The 18,498-nt window shown below is 37.1% G+C and carries 14 protein-coding genes; 8 read left to right on the forward strand and 6 right to left on the reverse strand.

Features of this window, described 5'->3' with window-relative positions; translation table 11 throughout:
- Positions 1-27: 27 nt before the first annotated feature.
- The 3 genes from KEM10_RS08630 to KEM10_RS08640 form a co-directional block, all read right to left on the reverse strand.
- On the reverse strand, positions 28-1,581 hold the full coding sequence (locus KEM10_RS08630; protein WP_212215585.1) for a Gfo/Idh/MocA family protein: 1,554 nt from the start codon (positions 1,579-1,581) through the stop codon (positions 28-30).
- Positions 1,574-2,062, reverse strand: a complete 489-nt coding sequence (locus KEM10_RS08635) for a DoxX family membrane protein (protein ID WP_212215586.1) — start codon at positions 2,060-2,062, stop codon at positions 1,574-1,576. The genes KEM10_RS08630 and KEM10_RS08635 overlap by 8 nt, the downstream gene beginning before the upstream one ends.
- A 124-nt stretch (positions 2,063-2,186) precedes the next feature.
- On the reverse strand, positions 2,187-4,103 hold the full coding sequence (locus tag KEM10_RS08640; protein WP_212215587.1) for an ADP-ribosylglycohydrolase family protein: 1,917 nt from the start codon (positions 4,101-4,103) through the stop codon (positions 2,187-2,189).
- A gap of 200 nt (positions 4,104-4,303) precedes the next feature.
- Between KEM10_RS08640 and KEM10_RS08645 the strand changes: the two genes are divergently transcribed.
- The 6 genes from KEM10_RS08645 to KEM10_RS08670 all read left to right on the forward strand — a co-directional run bounded on the left by KEM10_RS08645 (position 4,304) and on the right by KEM10_RS08670 (position 13,286).
- A complete protein-coding gene (locus tag KEM10_RS08645; protein WP_212215588.1) occupies positions 4,304-5,980 on the forward strand; it encodes a DUF6377 domain-containing protein in 1,677 nt (558 codons plus the stop codon).
- Between the two features lie 163 nt (positions 5,981-6,143).
- Entirely contained in the window at positions 6,144-6,500 is a 357-nt protein-coding gene (locus KEM10_RS08650) for an arsenate reductase family protein (RefSeq protein ID WP_212215589.1), read from the forward strand.
- Between the two features lie 36 nt (positions 6,501-6,536).
- Positions 6,537-8,240: a family 16 glycosylhydrolase gene (locus KEM10_RS08655; RefSeq protein WP_212215590.1), complete on the forward strand. Its 1,704-nt coding sequence runs from the start codon at positions 6,537-6,539 to the stop codon at positions 8,238-8,240.
- A 112-nt stretch (positions 8,241-8,352) separates the two neighbouring features.
- Positions 8,353-10,224 (forward strand): DUF4139 domain-containing protein, encoded by a 1,872-nt coding sequence (locus KEM10_RS08660; protein WP_212215591.1) that lies wholly within the window; start codon positions 8,353-8,355, stop codon positions 10,222-10,224.
- 131 nt (positions 10,225-10,355) lie between these two features.
- Positions 10,356-11,120, forward strand: coding sequence for a phosphatase PAP2 family protein (locus tag KEM10_RS08665; RefSeq protein ID WP_212215592.1), 765 nt, complete (start codon positions 10,356-10,358; stop codon positions 11,118-11,120).
- Positions 11,121-11,744: 624 nt separating this feature from the next.
- Positions 11,745-13,286 (forward strand): M61 family metallopeptidase, encoded by a 1,542-nt coding sequence (locus tag KEM10_RS08670; RefSeq protein ID WP_212215593.1) that lies wholly within the window; start codon positions 11,745-11,747, stop codon positions 13,284-13,286.
- 169 nt (positions 13,287-13,455) lie between these two features.
- On the opposite strand, the gene KEM10_RS08675 is transcribed toward KEM10_RS08670, so the two are convergent.
- Together KEM10_RS08675 and KEM10_RS08680 are read right to left on the reverse strand one after the other, a co-directional pair.
- The gene (locus KEM10_RS08675; protein ID WP_212215594.1) at positions 13,456-13,662 is read right to left on the reverse strand and encodes a hypothetical protein; all 207 of its coding nucleotides are present in this window, start codon (positions 13,660-13,662) and stop codon (positions 13,456-13,458) included.
- A 5-nt stretch (positions 13,663-13,667) separates the two neighbouring features.
- Entirely contained in the window at positions 13,668-14,849 is a 1,182-nt protein-coding gene (locus KEM10_RS08680) for a hypothetical protein (protein ID WP_212215595.1), read from the reverse strand.
- Positions 14,850-15,738: 889 nt separating this feature from the next.
- Between KEM10_RS08680 and KEM10_RS08685 the strand changes: the two genes are divergently transcribed.
- Together KEM10_RS08685 and KEM10_RS08690 are read left to right on the forward strand one after the other, a co-directional pair.
- Entirely contained in the window at positions 15,739-16,383 is a 645-nt protein-coding gene (locus KEM10_RS08685) for a hypothetical protein (RefSeq protein WP_212215596.1), read from the forward strand.
- Positions 16,384-16,603: 220 nt separating this feature from the next.
- A complete protein-coding gene (locus KEM10_RS08690) occupies positions 16,604-17,161 on the forward strand; it encodes a hypothetical protein (RefSeq protein WP_212215597.1) in 558 nt (185 codons plus the stop codon).
- Positions 17,162-17,467: 306 nt separating this feature from the next.
- Here the strand turns inward: KEM10_RS08690 and KEM10_RS08695 are convergent, their stop codons facing one another.
- Positions 17,468-18,487: a hypothetical protein gene (locus KEM10_RS08695; RefSeq protein WP_212215598.1), complete on the reverse strand. Its 1,020-nt coding sequence runs from the start codon at positions 18,485-18,487 to the stop codon at positions 17,468-17,470.
- Positions 18,488-18,498: the final 11 nt, after the last annotated feature.

Raw genomic sequence — 18,498 nt, forward strand, 5'->3', positions numbered from 1 at the left:
GATTTATTTGATTTAAGGAATTGTGATCTAAACTACTTGTTCTTTATCTGCATCCCAGAATACTTTTCGGTTCTCACGATAAGCTATGGTAGCCATATGAGCCGTAACGGCTTCTTCAAAAGCCTGGTCGATATTACAACTTGGTTGCTTATTCATTCGAATGCATTCCAACCATTCTTTAATATGCAAGTGTGCAGTATTTACCCGTTTGCCTTTTATATGAGTATACAATAATCCTCGACTCGCAAAATACTTTTCGGTAGCTGAAGTATATGCATCTACTGCATTACGACCGGGTTCATAGGTAATCATGGGCTGATCGGGATTAATTAGACCAGCATCCAGTTGTTTTCTATATTGAGTTGATTGCCTGTCGGGAAAAATCTCCAATCGGTTCTCCATTCGCATGGTAGCATCGTGCCCCATAATAACCTTGCCTCGGTAATTATCATTGGCCAAAGAAGCACTGTACATAAAGGTCAGATCACGATCGGGATATTCATAAACTGCCTGAAAGACGTCTGGCACTTCCCTGCCATCTTTAAAGAAATAGATGCCTCCCGAAGCCACCGCCGAATGGGGAATACCCAGATTCAATACCTGATTGATAGCATCGTATTCATGAGTAAGTAAGTCGCCTCCCAGACCAGTTCCGTAATCCCACCAGCAACGCCAGCGAAAAAAACGCTCCAGACTAAAAGGATGCGGATTAGTTGGTTCAATGAACTGCTTCCAGTCAATGGTTTGAGGGTTACCGTCGGGATGAATCGGATAAACCCATGCCCCGTTGGGATCGTTACGATTGGTACAAACTTCAATCAAAGAAATCTTACCCAGAATATTTTTATCTATTAGCTGTTTAGCTTTTCGAAAAGATGCTGTTTGCCGCCCCTGATGACCTAATTGCAGAACTACATTCGATTGTTTTATGACGTTGCGTAGTGCATAAGCCTCATCTACGGTGCGCGTCAATCCTTTCTCAACATAAATATGTTTCCCTGCTTTTGCGGCATCTATCGCCATTTGCGCATGCCAATGATCGGGTGTGGCAATAATCACAGCATCTACATCGGTAGCATTTATTAAATCGCGGTAATTCTTATATCTTTTTGCTTTAATGGTTAATTGATCCTTTGAAGTCTTTTTTGTAGCATTAGACGAGGCTTCCAAAGCATACCGGGCATGTACATCAAAAATATCGCATACTGCTGTTATTTCAATACGTAAATTATCCTGTTCTAAATAATCCTGATAGCGGGTATCATCCTTATTTTGCTCCGCACTCATTGCCCAATCTTTTAACACATCGGGATGGGCAAAACCTGCTGCTTCCAACAATTGTCTTCCCCTTATGCCGGAACCAATAATACCCACTCTAATCAGCTTGTCGCTGCCCGAAGAAAACGGATCCGGATCATCATACAGATTTAACCCCAGTTCATCAGCTATATGGTAGGTTTGCTCCTGACGGTATTGTAATTTCTTTGTGAGCCCATATGCAAAAGCACCTAATACCGGTACTGTAGCCAATGTTTTTATTATATCTCTCCGGTTGTATTTTTTTTGATTATTGCTATTCATCTATTGAGTTCTTTTGCTTGAATAATAGTCTGTCAATACCAATAAATTGGCTTGTTGGGAAGAAGGATAAGACCAGTAAAACAACTGCGAATATCAGGTTTTTATCTACCCACAGCACATGGTCGCCTGTTAACTGAAAATTCTGGGATGCAACAGTTGGTGGATAGGACAGGTAGTATAACATCACCAAAATAGCGCCCGATACAGATGCTAACTTCGATAATAATCCCAGTATTAATCCCAGGCCAATAGCTATCAATCCCCAGGTGTTTAAGAAGTCGATTACATTTAACAATGAAGCATTATCTGCCAGAGATGACCAGATATTACTACCCGGAGAATTTTTTAAATAAGCGAAGGCACTCCAGTTAGGATCGAGAAATTTTACAACACCTTCGTACAAAAAGTACCAACCCATCAACACCCGTAAACAAGACAGGCCGTAGAGTTGTGTTAGGTTTAAATTGGATTTTGTTAGCATGAAAACTTGAGCTTTAGTTAGATCACTTTTAAAATTAATACTTTATAAGTTAATAAAAAACAGCACTTTAAATTATTTATCACTATGGTTAAATAGTATCATGTTTTGTCAGATATATATACTTTTAATACACTTCCAATTCTCCAATAGCAGTTGCGTATTCCATTCCTAAATGCGCATTTGCCATATCTTTTTTTATACCTCCCGCCTTGCCAATTATTCTGATTCCCCGTGTTGTTAATGTATCGAAGCCAATAGTATAATCCTGATAGGCTGGCTTCAGCCATTGTGAATTACCCAAATTCATTGAAGGAAACACTTCAACATCTCTCAATGCAACCCACTCGTTTTCATGAAGATATTCAACCTTAAAATCAGTAAACCACCCATAAAATTCACCCGGTTTACCATTGTTATAAATTAGAGTGCTAATTTTTTGAGGTTGGTCCCATATATATCCATAGTAATCAATACCAGGTTGATGATCGTTTTTAACACTTGTATAAGTGCTTCGGATATCTCCATCTCTGATTACTTCAGTATTTTTATCCCGCGCAGCATTATTAAACAAAACAGATGAAGCACTGCCTGCTTTATTCTCATCAAAAACATACAGTTGAACAGCAATCTGTTTTTCATCACTCCCCTTGGTAGCCTTAATCTCGAAGGAATAAGTTCCTTTGGTGGCAGGTACTCCTTGCAATTGCCCATCCTTATATACAACCCCGGATGGTAATTCACCTATTATCTCAACCTTTGCTTTCTTTGAACCCACATAAACCGGATATTGCCATTGCTTACCTACTCGTAATGATTGTTTTGGAATAGGATTTAATTCAAAGGGACTTTCGAATACTACATCAATGGGTATTTTGTAGTACGTCTCCCCATCTTTATTAAATATCTCTCCACCTTGTTTTAAAATGATTTTTTCAGCTTGCTTAACGCTTCTCTCTGCCAGCTCTGTGATTCTGGCATCCGAAAGCCCATCCCGCGTTATCATTCGGTACGAATCATTAAAAGGCAACTCCCAATCTGCATCCTCCAATGGATACATGAGTTGTTTGGGTAAGCTTTCAAAACCATTAACAATGCCCAGTAAACCACAAATTGTTGCCGCCTGATTATCTGCATCCATACCAAAGGCACAGGCATAATCAAGTGTTTGCTGAAAATCGCCTTGGCCATATAATAATGACATTACTCCCAATGCTCCGTTTAAGATTGCATCAACAGCAGCCCACGAATGACGGTTATAATCTTCTATCACATAATATTTATCAACCACATTAGCTCTTGCTTTTTGCCAGTTGCTGGGGTAAAGGCTATACTGCTCTTTTACAAAATCAACAGCCTCTGAAAATCGACTACTGTCAGGTAAAACACTATTCCCTATCTCAATCAACCGATTAATATCCTTTTCAAAAAAAGCCGCACTATACATCGCCGCATAATGCAAGGTTGGTTCCAATCCAAAATCATCGCTGGTTATTCGTGCTGCATATTCCGACTTGGCCACTGCATAATCAACCATACCAGGAGCGGTAACCGCCCATATTTCATTCACTAATTGCGGATCAATCTGAAACCACTCGCAGTTAAAATGCCTATTTCCCGTAACCGGAGGATAATGACCGGCATGCATTAGAGTAACAGCCATGCGGTTAGCAAACCAAACGCGCTCTTTCACGTGATTCTTCCAGGCATTGGCTAACTGATTATAATTGGGTTCAACACCATGTTTCTCCATCTGCAACAGGTACATATATTCAATATCGGTATCGTCGTCAGAAAAGGCTCCATCATGCTTACGCAATGTGTCTAAAGTAAAATCGTATCCATAAGGAAAGTCATCTGGCCCCGGCTCATCAATAAATTTAAATTCATATCCTAAGCCATAGGTATTCCCAATAATCTGCCCCAACCACGAAGCATAAACAGCATCATGATATTCCTTTGCTGCAATTACTTTGTATGAGTGGGTGTTATTACTGCAGCCTCCAATAACTAATAAAAAGAAGATGTAATAGATGCATTTCATAGTTTGTCAGAACTTTCCATAATATTATGCGATATCTTTCAGTCCACCCAAAAATCTACCTCACTTAAAACTCATAGTACAATTAAATCATACTTTTTACTCATGATTAACAGCGTTTTTCTTCATTAATGAATCATTACTTACATTTATGCCTTCTAATAGCTATTATTGTAATCTGAATCCAAATGCATTCAATCGGCATGAAAAAATCTGTTTTGCTACTTTCTTATATTCTTGTGTCTGTTTTGGCATCAGGCCAAATTACGCCTGAGCTTGATTCGTTATACACCGAGCTTAACAACACAATGAAAGAACGGAGTAAATACGAAGCCGTTAAGGAAAATAAAATTAAAGGCCTGAAGAGTTTATTAGATGAAGAAGATCTTAGCGCCGAACGTGAATTTTATATCAACAACCGCCTTTTAAACGAATACCTACCCTACAATTTCGATTCTACCATCCATTACATCGATCGAAACCTAAAGCTGGCACATTTAAATAACAATGCTGAGTTTAAAAACGAAACTAACCTTCATCTGGCCTACCTGCTCGCCTTTTCGGGTAGATACCTGGAAGCTTTGGATGTGGTTAAAAATGTGTCTTCTCCGCATATTACCAAGGAGCAAGAACAAGAATACTACAGTATTTTTACAAAAATTTACTCCGAGCTATTTCTTTTTACTCCAGCCAAAGAAAATATTGAATTTTACAGAGCACAATATCACGCTTATGCCGATACGCTGATGAATTTACTGGATAAATCCAGTGAAGAATATCTGGCCATAAAAGAAAAAGAATATCGTGATAGCAGAAATATGATTGATTGCAAACGCATCAACAATCAGCGACTGGCAATGGCCGAACCCGGTACCCGAACCTACTCCACAGTCACATTTGAAAGAGCTATTCTTTACAAAATGGAGAATGACCTTGAGTCAGCAAAAAAATACCTGATTCTTTCAGCTATCTCAGATATTAAGGCAGCAGTAAAGGACAATGCTTCTCTCACTGACTTAGCCATGTTGCTTTTTAACGAAGATAATATCGATGATGCCTATCGATACATTATGTTTTCGTTTGAAGATGCTGCTTTTTACAATTCCCGTTTGAGATATGTGCAAATATCAAATATTCTTCCTCTTATATCAGAAGCATATCAACTTAAAACAGATCGACAAAAAGCAGAGCTCAGAAGATACTTAATCATCATTAGTTTATTAAGCCTAATACTGTTCGTTGCTATCATTGCCATTTTCAATCAGATAAAATCGTTACGCAATGCTAAAAACGAGTTGATAAATGTTAACGATCGCCTGCTGGAACTGAATGATGAATTAAAAACCGCCAACACAGAATTAAACAGCTTGAATCGCGATTTGGTAGAATCGGATCTGGTAAAAGAGCATTATATAGGTAGCTTTCTGGCTATTTGTTCCGATTACATCGATAAGCTCGACAGCTTCAGAAAAATGGTAAATAAAAATATTGTAGGCCATAAAGTAGAAGAGCTCTATACAACAACCAAATCGAGAAAACTGATTGATAAAGAAGTGGAAGATTTTTATAACAGCTTTGACAATATCTTTCTACACCTCTTCCCCGATTTTGTTGATCAAATCAACGCTTTATTATTGGAAGAAGAGAGAATTGTATTAAAAAAAGAGGAAGCCCTGCCCACTGAGATTCGAATATTTGCTCTGATAAGGTTAGGAATTAAAGACAGTTCTAAAATCGCTCATTTGCTTCGTTACTCAGTCAACACTATATATAACTATCGGGTGAAGATCAAGAATAAAGCCGCTGTACCCCGTGATGAATTTGAAGATTATGTGATGAAGATTGGATCAAAGATAGTTTACAACAGATCGTTAGATTAATAGACAGTAGACTGTCAGACTATTTACAAGATACTTTTTTAGTATTATACACACATGATGATTGAATTTATTGAAGATAGTAGAAAGTTTAACGAACTATTATATTTAGTTACTTCTCACTAATTGTCATTTTTCTATCTTGCCAATAAAAAAGGAAACAACTATGAACAAGAAAGTATATTATTTATCTACCTGCGATACCTGCAAACGAATTATGAAAGAAGTGGGTGTTGATGACAGTTTTGAGCAACAAGACATTAAAACCACCCCTGTAACAGAAGAGCAGGTCGAAAACTTTTACAAGCATACCAATAACTATGAAGCTTTAATCAATAAAAGAGCCCGAAAGTTAAAAGATGCGTTAACCGAAAACCCAATTAAAGAAGATGGCGATTATAAAAAGCTGTTATTGATGGATTATACTTTTTTGAAACGTCCTGTATTTGAAATCGGTGATCAGCTATTTGTAGGAAATGCTAAAAAAACGGTGGAAGCCATAATAGAAACATTAAATAAATAGACGCATCCCTTTATTCTTTTAACCCAATCCCAAGATATGTCAATCCTGCGCAATAAGTTAGTTCTATTCATCTGTGTTTCTGTTTTAGCACTTAGCTTCACTACACAAAGCAGTGCTCAACAATGCGAAACGCTGATCTGGTCTGATGAATTTGAAGGACCAACTTTAAATGCCGATAACTGGACATATGAAATTGGCAATGGGCAAGACGGTTGGGGAACCGGTCAATTGGATTATGCAACCAACCGTATTGAAAACGTTAGAATAGAAGATGGTAAATTAATATTGGAGCTCCGCAAAGAAAATTATGCCGGATATCAATATACCAGTGGCCGATTGGTTAGCTATCAAAAACAAGCATTTCAATATGGACGTATTGAGGCACGCATTAAAGGTGTAGATACACAAGGTTTGGGTTTTGCATTTTGGATGCTGGGAGAAGATTACGAAACGGTTTGGTGGCCTAAGTGTGGTGAGATAGACATCATGGAAAATACCGGTGGAGATCCTTCTTTTAACATCGGAACCGCTCATTTTCAGGAGTCCTGGGGACATCATTACGACCAGGGAAGCTATACGCTGCCATCAGGTAAATTTGCCGACAACTTCCACACTTTTGCCCTGGAATGGACTCCCGAACATCTGAAATGGTACATCGATGATGTGAATTATCATACCTTCGACATATCGGAACCAATCAACGGTTATCGTCCTTTTAACCGTCCCTTCTTTATTATTTTAAGCGTTGGTGTAGGCGGAAGTTATTCGGGCAATCCGGATGAATCAACCATCCTACCCATGCAAGCAACCATTGATTATGTAAGGGTTTATCAGGGAGCCTTTAGCGCAGCTGTTGAGGGAGAATCCAAAGTATTGGAAGGAGACACAAACATCACTTACAGCATTGACACTCCTGGAGCCACAAGTTATCAATGGACCGTACCTGAAGAAGCAACTATCACTTCAGGACAAGGAACTCATACGATAAACGTTGATTGGGGAACTCTTGGTGGAGATGTTCAGGTTGTTACCACCGGATCGTGTGGTGATTATACCTACAGCTTGCCGGTTGAAGTGGAGACACAACATTCGAGTAATAACCTGGCATTGAATAAACCTGTTTTTGCTTCTTCACAGGAGAACGCCAGCTATGCTGCTGCCTATTGTGTGGATGGAGATGAATCAACCCGATGGGCCAGTAGCTGGAACGAACCCGAATCGATTTATGTTGATCTGCAGGACACCTACGATATTAATCAGGTAATATTGAAATGGCAATATGCACGAGCCTCAGCTTATGAAATACAGGTTTCGGATGATGCTTCTAACTGGAATACCATCTATACCGAAACATCTGGCGATGGCGAAACAGACGATATTTCTTTAAATGGTAACGGTCGTTATGTAAGGGTGCTTTGTAATCAACGAAACACAGAATGGGGCTTCAGTCTTTTTGAGTTGGAAGTGTATGGCAATCTACCAACAGCTATCAAAACGATTAAAGAGGAAACGATCCTTCTGTATCCTAATCCGGCAAAAAACAGTGTGACTATTGAGGATCTTAACCATGTTCTTAACGAGATCAATGTATTTAACTCCACAGGTCAGGCAGTTCAAAAGGTAGAAATTCATTCACCTGTACAGATCATTCCTCTTAATGACTTACCGGCAGGAATGTATTTTGTAGAATGTAGCGGTCCCAAAAAATCAATCATCAAATCTCTGTTAATTACCGATTAATAAAAGGATACACCTCTCTTCTTAAAATTTACCACAGCAGATTTTCAAAAAAATTCAGCTTTTTTTATGGAATGTGTGAATGCAATGCATCTCATTAATAAACTTCACAGATATGAGAACATTACACATTTTATTATTCAGTCTAATTGTAAGTCAAATCTTCGGTCAGAAGATAAATGAGAAAATAGTTAACTCACAGGTTAATGAAGTCACCGTATTTTTAAAAAACGCCCAGGTAACCCGAAAAAAGAGCGTTGAGATATCTTCGGGAACAACACTGGTTAAATTCACCAACCTTTCGCCATTTATTGATGCAAAAAGCATTCAGGTGAAGGCCAACGGTGGGCTCACTGTTTTATCCGTCAATCATCAACAAAACTATTTAGATCAATCACAAAAACCCGATGAGCTTGTCAAATTAGAGAATCAACTAGAGTCAATCATTGAGAAGATTAATATTGAAAATACCTATCTCAACATTATCAAGGAAGAACTGGCTTTTTTAAATGAGAACAAAGATGTTGGGGCCCGAAATCATGAAGTAAGTATCGACTATCTGCAAAAGGCTTCTGAATTTTACGGAGCAAAACTAACCGCCTTAAAACTGAAAGAAATTGAACGCAAAAAAACAGTATCGGCACTACAAAAACAACAAAATAATATAAGCAGACAAATCAACACATTGACCAATAAAAAAGAGTTTCCTACTGGTGAAATTCTGGTCAAGGTAAAATCCTCTACGGCTCGCTCCTATCAGCTTGAACTCTCATATGTAGTTGCCAATGCAGGTTGGTTTCCCTCGTACGACATCAGGGCAAAAAACATTAACGAACCTGTTCAATTGGTTTACAAAGCCAATGTAAAGCAGGACACCAAAGTGGACTGGAACAATGCCAAACTCAAATTTTCATCGGCCGATCCTAATACCTCGGGGGTGGCACCATCACTTATCCCCTATTTTCTGGATTATTACAGCACACCTCCAACCTATAAAAATCTAATGCTTAATCAGGTGAGTGGGACAATAATGGATACAAACGGAGAGCCACTTCCCGGAGTCACCGTTAATGTAGAAGGCACAACCATTGGTACTGTTTCAGATATGAGTGGCAAATACACCCTAACAGTTCCGGATAATAACAGCCGACTTGCCTTTTCATTTATCGGATTCAGCAATCAGATAAGAAGTATTAACGGTCCGGTGATGAATATACATTTACAGGAAGAAACAACCAGCCTTGATGAAGTAATGGTGGTTGGTTATGGTTCCAGTGCAAGTAAAGCACTAACCGGTGCTGTGGCTGGTGTAAAAAAGGAAAACATAAAGATAAGAGGTCGCAGTTCATTGGCTGTTCCAACAACACGCATTGAAAACCAAACAACAGTAGATTTTGAAATTAAAACTCCCTACACAATTAAATCAGACAATAAGAACTATGTTGTGGAGATGGAATACCTGGATCTACCAGCTTTCTATCAGTATTACTGTGTTCCTAAAATTGATAAAGATGCCTTTTTAATAGCCAAAATTGTGGATTGGGAAAAATACAATCTGTTGGAAGGCGAAGCTAACCTGTTTTTTGAAGACACTTATGTAGGCAAAACCATTTTAGATGTTAGATATGCCAGCGATACCCTGGATATTTCATTGGGTCGCGATAAGCAAGTATCGGTGAATAGAGAGAAAGTGAAGGACTTTACCAGCAAAAAATTTATGGGCAGCAAAAAAGAAGAAACCCGAGCCTATAAAACCATCGTTCGCAATAATAAAAATCAGCCTGTGAACATGATTATTCTGGATCAGGTACCTGTTTCAACTCTTGAAGAGATAGAAGTAATTGTATCCAACTCGTCAGGGGCTAAGCAAAATATTATAACCGGTGAGATGAAATGGCAATTCACATTGGATCCTTTAAAATCAAAAGAACTGCAATTAAAATACTCGGTAAAATATCCTAAAAACAGAAACCTGGTTATTGAGTAATCATTTCAATTACCAATTTAGATCAGGTAAGCTCTCGCCCGGCTTACCTGATCTTTTTTATTTCTCCAAAACATACTAAGCATTGGGTTGTTTAAGAAAGGTTAAATCAAAATGAGTAGTATTATATTGCAATGATTAACCTAAAATTCACCTCTTTTCTGTTATTGTTATCTATTTATATATTTAATGATAGTACAGCACAAACCCAAGTTGATACCTTATCTACTAACCAGTCACTTCCTTTTAAAATTCAGTCTTTAATCATTCCGGTATCGTTGATAAGCTATGGGGTAATCGGAAATGATAACGGTGCATTGAAGTTTGTTAATGACCACATAAAAGAAGAGGTTGGCGAACACATAGATGATAAATTTACCATTGATGACATCTCGCAGCACTTACCTTATTTGAGTGTATATGCATTAAATGCATTGGGCATTAAGGGAAAACATAATTTCAGAGACCGAACCGTAATTTTGGCAACATCTTATCTGTTTATGGCATCAATGGTGAATACGCTCAAGTACACCACTAAAATTGAAAGGCCTGATGGTAGTTCTAGAAACTCCTTCCCTTCCGGACATACTGCTACCGCTTTTATGGGAGCCGAGTTTTTATGGCAGGAATATAAAGAAGTATCGCCTTGGTACGGATTAACAGGATATGCCATCGCTGCCGGAACAGGTGCTTTTAGAATGGCCAACAACCGCCATTGGCTAACCGATGTAGCTGCCGGAGCAGGCATTGGTATGCTAAGCACAAAAGCAGCCTATTGGATACATCCCTGGCTAAGTCGTAAATTGTTTGGAACGAAAAACAGGAATCGTAAAACTTCTGCTATTCTTCCTTATTATAATGGTCATCAGGTTGGTTTTGCCGTATCTTTGAAGCTATAAATCAATTATTATTAGAAGGCAGATAAGTATTAGAATTGTTGAAATAGGTTTGTCAAATTCATAATTTAGTTTAATTAAATGAGCAAACCTATGAAAAAGAAACTCGAAACTTACTCAAAACACATCTCCTATTACTCAACCTCAACAAGTAATTATGTTCTACAATTTAGTATAGCAGGCATTGTAATAGTTTGGTACTTTGTTTGTCAGTATTCTATTAAAAAAGAGGATTACATAATTCTAATGAAATTAGCATTCCTGATTTTTATATTAACAATTCTCTCAGCATTAATACAATATGCTTATTTAACATTTATATTAGAACGTTTTTACCATAGGGAAGCTGATCGGTTGAAGAAAGAGACTGGAATAGATGAGAAAGATAAGCTTGAACAGATTTACGTTTTAGATGATCACAGATTTGAAAAAATATCATGGAGATACTTTTATACCAAAATCATCCTACTGATCGTCGGTTATTCATTAATCCTAATATACCTAACAAAACTATTTCTATTCTAATCATATTTTCTTGCTCACTACGTAGTCTCCTTATGACATACATATCACAGATCAATCAAAAGATTTTCATTACTTTAATGCCCAATTAAACCCATTTCAAGCATGAAAACCAGATTACTACTTTTTCTTTTAGTATTTCTATCGCTATCGGCCTGTGTTGAATCAACGCAAACCCAACAACCCGACCTGTACTATGAAGTATCTCTGGATAAAGCTAATGATCAAATTTTTGGCATGACTTTTACAGTCATTGGTATTCAGCAAGACTCTGTTATTTTAAAATTACCACAATGGACACCCGGATATTACCAGTTAATGGATTTTACTTCGGACCTGAGTAATTTAAAAATAACTGATCAAACGGGTCTGGTAATGGATGCAACTTTTATGGCACCTAACGCCTGGATGGTGACCAACACACTAAACAAAGATCTTATCATTACATATGATATTAAGGCAGATCGAAAATTTGTTGCTCAAAGCTTTATCGACAGTACTCATGCCTATCTGGTACCAACTAATAATTTTCTGTATATCGATGGTTACCTCAATCAACCTTTAACCGTTGAAATTTCCGGCATGGAAGAGAGTGGTTATTCTGATATTATCACAGGATTAGAACAACTTCAACCATACACTTTTACTGCTCCTGATTTTGATATATTATATGATAGCCCCATACTGGCAGGTCCACTGGAGCGATTACCTGAGTTTGAAGTGGGTGGAATCAGTCATCAGTTTGCCGGTTATCTACTGGGTGATTTTAACCGCGAAGAGTTTAATAAACAACTTAAAAAGGTAGTAGAAGCAGCCACCACTTTAATGGGTGATATACCCTATAATAACTACACCTTCCTTGCCATTGGTCCGGGTTTTGGAGGCATTGAGCATTTGAATAATACCACCATCAGCTTTGATGGCAATAAATTAAAATCCACCGGAGAGATAAAAGATGTGATGAGTTTTATTGCACATGAATACTTTCATCATTACAACGTTAAACGCATTCGCCCCTATGAGCTGGGGCCTTTTAATTACGATGGTATTAACCGCACCACACAACTATGGATCAGCGAAGGCCTAACCGTGTATTACGAGTATATGCTTACCCGTATGGCCGATATCACAAGCGAAGAAGATCTGATCAGATCATTTGAGCATCATATCAATCATGTAGAAAATAATATGGGGCGTTTTAAACAATCGCTAGTGCAATCGAGCTATAACACCTGGGAAGATGGCCCGTTTGGAGTAGAAGGTAAAACCATTTCGTATTACCAGAAAGGTCCCTTGGTAGGCTTACTGCTCGACCTGAGTATACGACAAGCAACCCAAAACCAACAATCGCTTGATGATGTAATGCGTTTTCTGTATCAGCATTATTACCTGCAGAAGCAACGTGGCTTTACCGATGCCGAATTTCAGCAGGCTTGTGAAAGTATTGCCGGAACTTTGTTAACCGATGTGTTTGACTACGTCCACACTAAACAAGAGCTCGACTATAATCACTATTTGCATTATGCCGGTCTCGACCTCGTTAAAATAATGGACCGCAACACCGGCCAAATTCAATTCCGCATTGAAAAACTCACCGTCACCAATGCCTTACAACAAGATATTTTAAAATCGTGGTTAAGGGAGTAAAGTTGGGACTTGGTGAGCTGTGCTCCCATTATTCAGTTATATGATAGTGATAATAATCTTTTAATCAATCGAATTTATAGACTTGAATTCCCTGAATGAGAAAAAAAAGAGTCAACTCTTATTGGTTGACTCTTATGGAATTATATTTAAACAATTTTTTACAAAAAAACTATTCAAGCATTATCTCTGAATCTTGCTCATCAGATGTATATTCTTCGCTCCTCGATTCTGGGGAAGATCCTATTGCAAAACCTATCTTATTATCATTATTTAAATAAGATAAGTCATCATAGAAATTCATAAAAAACTCTATTTCTTTTCGAATATAAAAGTCTTCAGAAAAGTTTGTACTAAAAGTTTGTTTTTCTTTATCCATAATCTTTAGATTAATTCAAAGTACTTTTGTGAAAGCAATTCGTGTTTTACTCTCAACGAGTAATCATGTCTAAAAAGTTTCAAAATGGACGTGATTTTTTCTTTGTTTATCTGACCATCAAATATTTTTTCTGTACCTGAATCTATTAACAATACTGCTATTGGTTCGTTGTTATATATAATCGGACAGCCAATAATACTTTTCAAATGATCCTTTTGTTTGTTGTAAAAGTAATTGAAATTTTCATTTATGCAATCACCTATGATAACAATATCAGAAGAAAAATACACTTGGACAGCAAAGCTTTCAGGTGCCATTGCATCTAAATTAAAGTGTCCATTCTTGTTAATTTTTTTCCAATTAATACAGTCTCGATTCCCTAAATTATCATTTGCACAAAATAATTCCAATTTCTCACCTTTTTCATCTGGAATATAGAAAGCTATACGACAGTTGTCATTGGCTGCTATATTAAGAGACTTACTTATATGCTTAAGAATTTCTGTACATGCCTCCTCAATTTGTTGTCTTGAAGAGAAAATTGTACTACAGTTTGTACATTGAGGGATTTTACCATCGGGTTTAGATCCATCAATAGTTTTCTCTAGTCTTTGACATTTTTTAGCAACTAGTTTATTCATAATTGCAGCTTCTTCGGCTAATAATCTATAGGTCTCCTTTTCTCTAGCGTATATTTTTTCATGTTTCGCTTTTTCTTCATGCAATTCCTGCTCCAAATCTTGAAGATTACTACTAATTTTATAGGCAGTCCGCTTATCCAAGATAACTAATGCTACGTAAAAGGTCAACACCAGCGAAAGAATTATACATAAGATTATATTAAATGTTTGCTTGGGAGGAGATACTTTCGAATAAAAATTATCAAGCTCCAAAAGGAATGCTGTTTGTTGATCTTCACTGTTCTGATGGTAGCTTTCATAATTATTCTTGAGCACTTTGAAGTCACCATCAATGCCATTTTTACTTTTTATTTCACTAAAATCGATTAAGTCAGTAAGAACTGCAATTAATATTCCTAAAGAAATGTAGGTAATGGTGAAAGCTACACCAATTTTGGGTCGATTATACTTTACCCTTATCAAATACTCTGCAAGTCTCTTATTGAAAAATGCATATGCTCCAAACATAACAGGAAGCACAAATACTATTGCAACTGTTAATAACATTATTTGTTGGATTTGGTTAAATATTTATCTAACAAATATATACATTGATATTAAATTAATCAATAAATAATCAAATTTTAATTATAGACACTTAAATACATCACTCACTCGTAAGTAACAGTTAGTTTGTAACTAACACAATAAACACGAAAGCCACATACCATCTATTGTTTTCGATTTTTAGTACTTCTGTTGTCACTTCCTTTGCATACCAAGGGATGGCTGCATTTATTATCTCTCAATAACCTTCATCCAATCGCTGATATCCATTATTACCTTGGTATTGTTTGCTGTCCATGCTATACCATCAAATTCATACCAAAGGACACAGTTACAAGAACACTACCAGTCCAGATTACTTAGCTAGCATGATAGTATGGTTAGAACCCAGTAGCGAAGCCTCCAAACCGGGTATGTAATACCTGAAAGTGGGTAGCGAAGCCTCGTAAGCGGGGTAGCAAGGGGCAAAAGCAGAGTAGCTACCCTTAAAAGTTAGTGAGCAGGGGTTAAAAGCAGCGGAGTTATGACAAAAAGTCCGGAAGCGACCCCTAAAAGTGAGGGAGCACCCCCCAAAAGTGAGGTAGCGACCCCCAAAAGTAGAAGAGCATGGGGCAAAAGCAGCCAATATGTCAGTTATAATAATTCTTAATAAACCATCATATAATTATGCATTTATATTTGGATTTTAATTTATAAAAACATAATATTACATGTGTAACTAAATAAACAAGTTCTTATACATTTCTGAAAACACGGATAAATTCTCGCTAAATCCGTTATTTACATTACCTATCAATAGATATTTTCAGCAATAACACGAGATTATCCAAATTATAACCCTTACTCTATTTAATTAATAGTATAAATAGAGTTAATAAAACCAATGAATATGAAAACCTCTTATGAAAAAATTTATGAGAAGTCCCGCATCCTAATAACGGGCGTAAACCAAATTAAAGAAATCAAACAACGCATTTCCCCTGTTTATACCGAAGAGCGCCTGGCTGAAGGCACAGAATTACTAAAACTGGCCAAGCAAAGCATGATAACTCAGGATAAAGAGATAATAGAATCAAGTATGGCCACCAAAGCTTATCACGAGGTAGATGAGCATTTACATACAATATTGGTAAAGGTACGCAAAGCTATTCGCTACTTTTTTAAAGATGACCAACTGGTACAGGCCAGTATGCATATCAACGATCCTATACCAACTGATTATAATGGTTGGAAAACATTATGTGAACGAGTAATGAACGGTATTATCCTGTATCCTGCTGTTCAGGATAAGCTGGAGTGGATTGGAATCAGTCAGGAGGTAGTTACGCAATGCAAAAGCGATCTGGAAAAGTTAGATCAATTAAAGAGTGATGCTGCCCGCGAAAGTGGAGAAGCACAAGTTGCAAGCGATACCAAAAAACAAGCATTTAAAAATTTAAAAGACTATTGCATCGACCTTCGCGAGTGCCTGGATTTATTCTTTGAAGACGACGAACGGCAGCAACTCGAAAAAGTTGGTATCTCTGTTCATTAATAACCCAAAATTGCAAGTAAGAAGCCCTGTAATCAACGGATTGCAGGGCTTTTTAATTTCCTTCAATACACATTATAATAACATATCCTCCAGCTTTATAGCTCCAAAAAGTAAGGCAACACCCACCTTATGCAGATAACACCATAATCAATTTATCAAACATTAATTATTATATTTACATTTAATACACACTATTTTATGTCTAACCTAAATGATTTCAATGAAAAATAGTAAAACTACCTTCCAAAGAGCAACAATGCATATAATTGCATCCTTGTTTTTATTGACTTCAATGTTTCTTAACCAAAGCTGTGCCGTTATCGCCGGCGGAAGCAGGTACTACGCAAACGTAGTGGTTGAAGGCCATCCCAACGCAAAAATATCTTACGATGGCCAGACAAAAGGATATGGAAACACAACTGTTAAATTAATGCGTAAAGACGCTAATAACCTAACTTTTACCATTAGTGAAGAAGGATGCCCAACCGTTGATAAAACTTTTACCGAACGTAAGTTCCGTGGCTGGGCTTTTGTTGGCACACTGGTAACATGGACAGGCTTAAGCATTAACGGAGGTCCCTGGCTTCCTATTCCGTTTGGAGTTATTGTTGATGGTGCCACTGGCGCCTGGTGGAAACCCGACGAGAACGAAGTTGGTATTTCTAAAGTTGATTACAAAAATTATAATTACAACCTCCAGTACAAAGAATGTGATGGAGTTGAGCAACCTGAAAACTCGGTTAATGATAATTTTGAGGATGCTGACACGAATTTATAAATAGGTCAAATAACATATATTAAGAGGATGTCCAAAAAGTAATTCCGCAAATACGCAAACTTTCAATTTGTAACTTTACTTTCATTTTACCCCACCAAACCTCCCCTAAAAGGGAGGCTTAAGTCCCCTTCAGGGGATTTAGGGGTGACATAAAGTGATATTATTACAAATTGAAACAAACACTGTTGTGATGTTTAGTTTTTGGACACCCTTTTTTTGAAAGAATAATATTACTTTATCACTATTAAATACCATTCAACTTTTACGCCTCAGCAAATACGTAAGAACCGCCTCCAATATTTTTACCTATTTCAAATAAATAACAAACTCATTTATTACAGGCGCTTCCAAACTAACATCAGCAACATACCCTTTCAAACTTTTTTTATCCCATTCCAATACTTGCCATACCTTCTGATGCTCGTTATCTTTTACAATAAAATGATGTGCATCCAATATTAAATCGGCATCGTATTTATTCGCATCACCTTCCTTCGAAATTTCAATACTTACTAATTGGTCGTGTATAATTAAACTCCCTTTGTGTGTTTGATCTCCATCTGTCATCTCCAATTTATAAACCTTGTTTAAAAGTAATAGCTCATTAAAAGGGAGATGGCTATTGGTGTTTAGTACAAAAGGTTTAAAATCATCAAACTGACGTTTAATCACTTCCAATCCGTGCAGCAAACCTCCATAACTGCTATAGGCTTCCCATCGCATATTTTCTATTTTAGAAGTGATAAGGAAGGTGTCAGGTTGAAAAACGTTTCCCTGAAAACGATTTTTCTCATTTTTCACCACATCATATATTTCCACATTACCCAGCGTGTCCGTGTTTTGATTCTCATTAAAATACAGATAGCCAAAGCTACGTGGTTTTCCCATGGCATAGGTTTTATACGGACAAATCATTCCCGGTTGAATAGGATGCTTAATCTTATCCTTAAAGCCCAGTTCTTCTTTTATCTGATAAAGCAGATGAATAAAATGGTTGGCGTCGTTCCTGGATCGAAACATTAAATCACCCAGGTTATTATGATCGTATTTACAATACGATGCTTCCTTGTAGAAAAAGATAACATTATACAATCCACCAAAGAAGTTATAGGTATAGCTTAAATCACTAAAATGTAAATTAAATTCCTTGTTATCCTTATTGGTTATGGTTGCAAGTCCGTTCTTTTTCACTTCAAATTGCTGCTGATGAATAGCTACCGAAGCAATTAGGTTAAGATCGGAAACTAATGTGTCTAAGCGGGAAGCTTTCTGCCCGTAAGTGAGGCTTGGGATGGTTAATAGTAGTAGGATGGTTATATTTCTCATTTTGATTGTTT

The organism is Carboxylicivirga linearis, from assembly GCF_018271995.1.
Lineage (GTDB): Bacteria > Bacteroidota > Bacteroidia > Bacteroidales > Marinilabiliaceae > Carboxylicivirga > Carboxylicivirga linearis.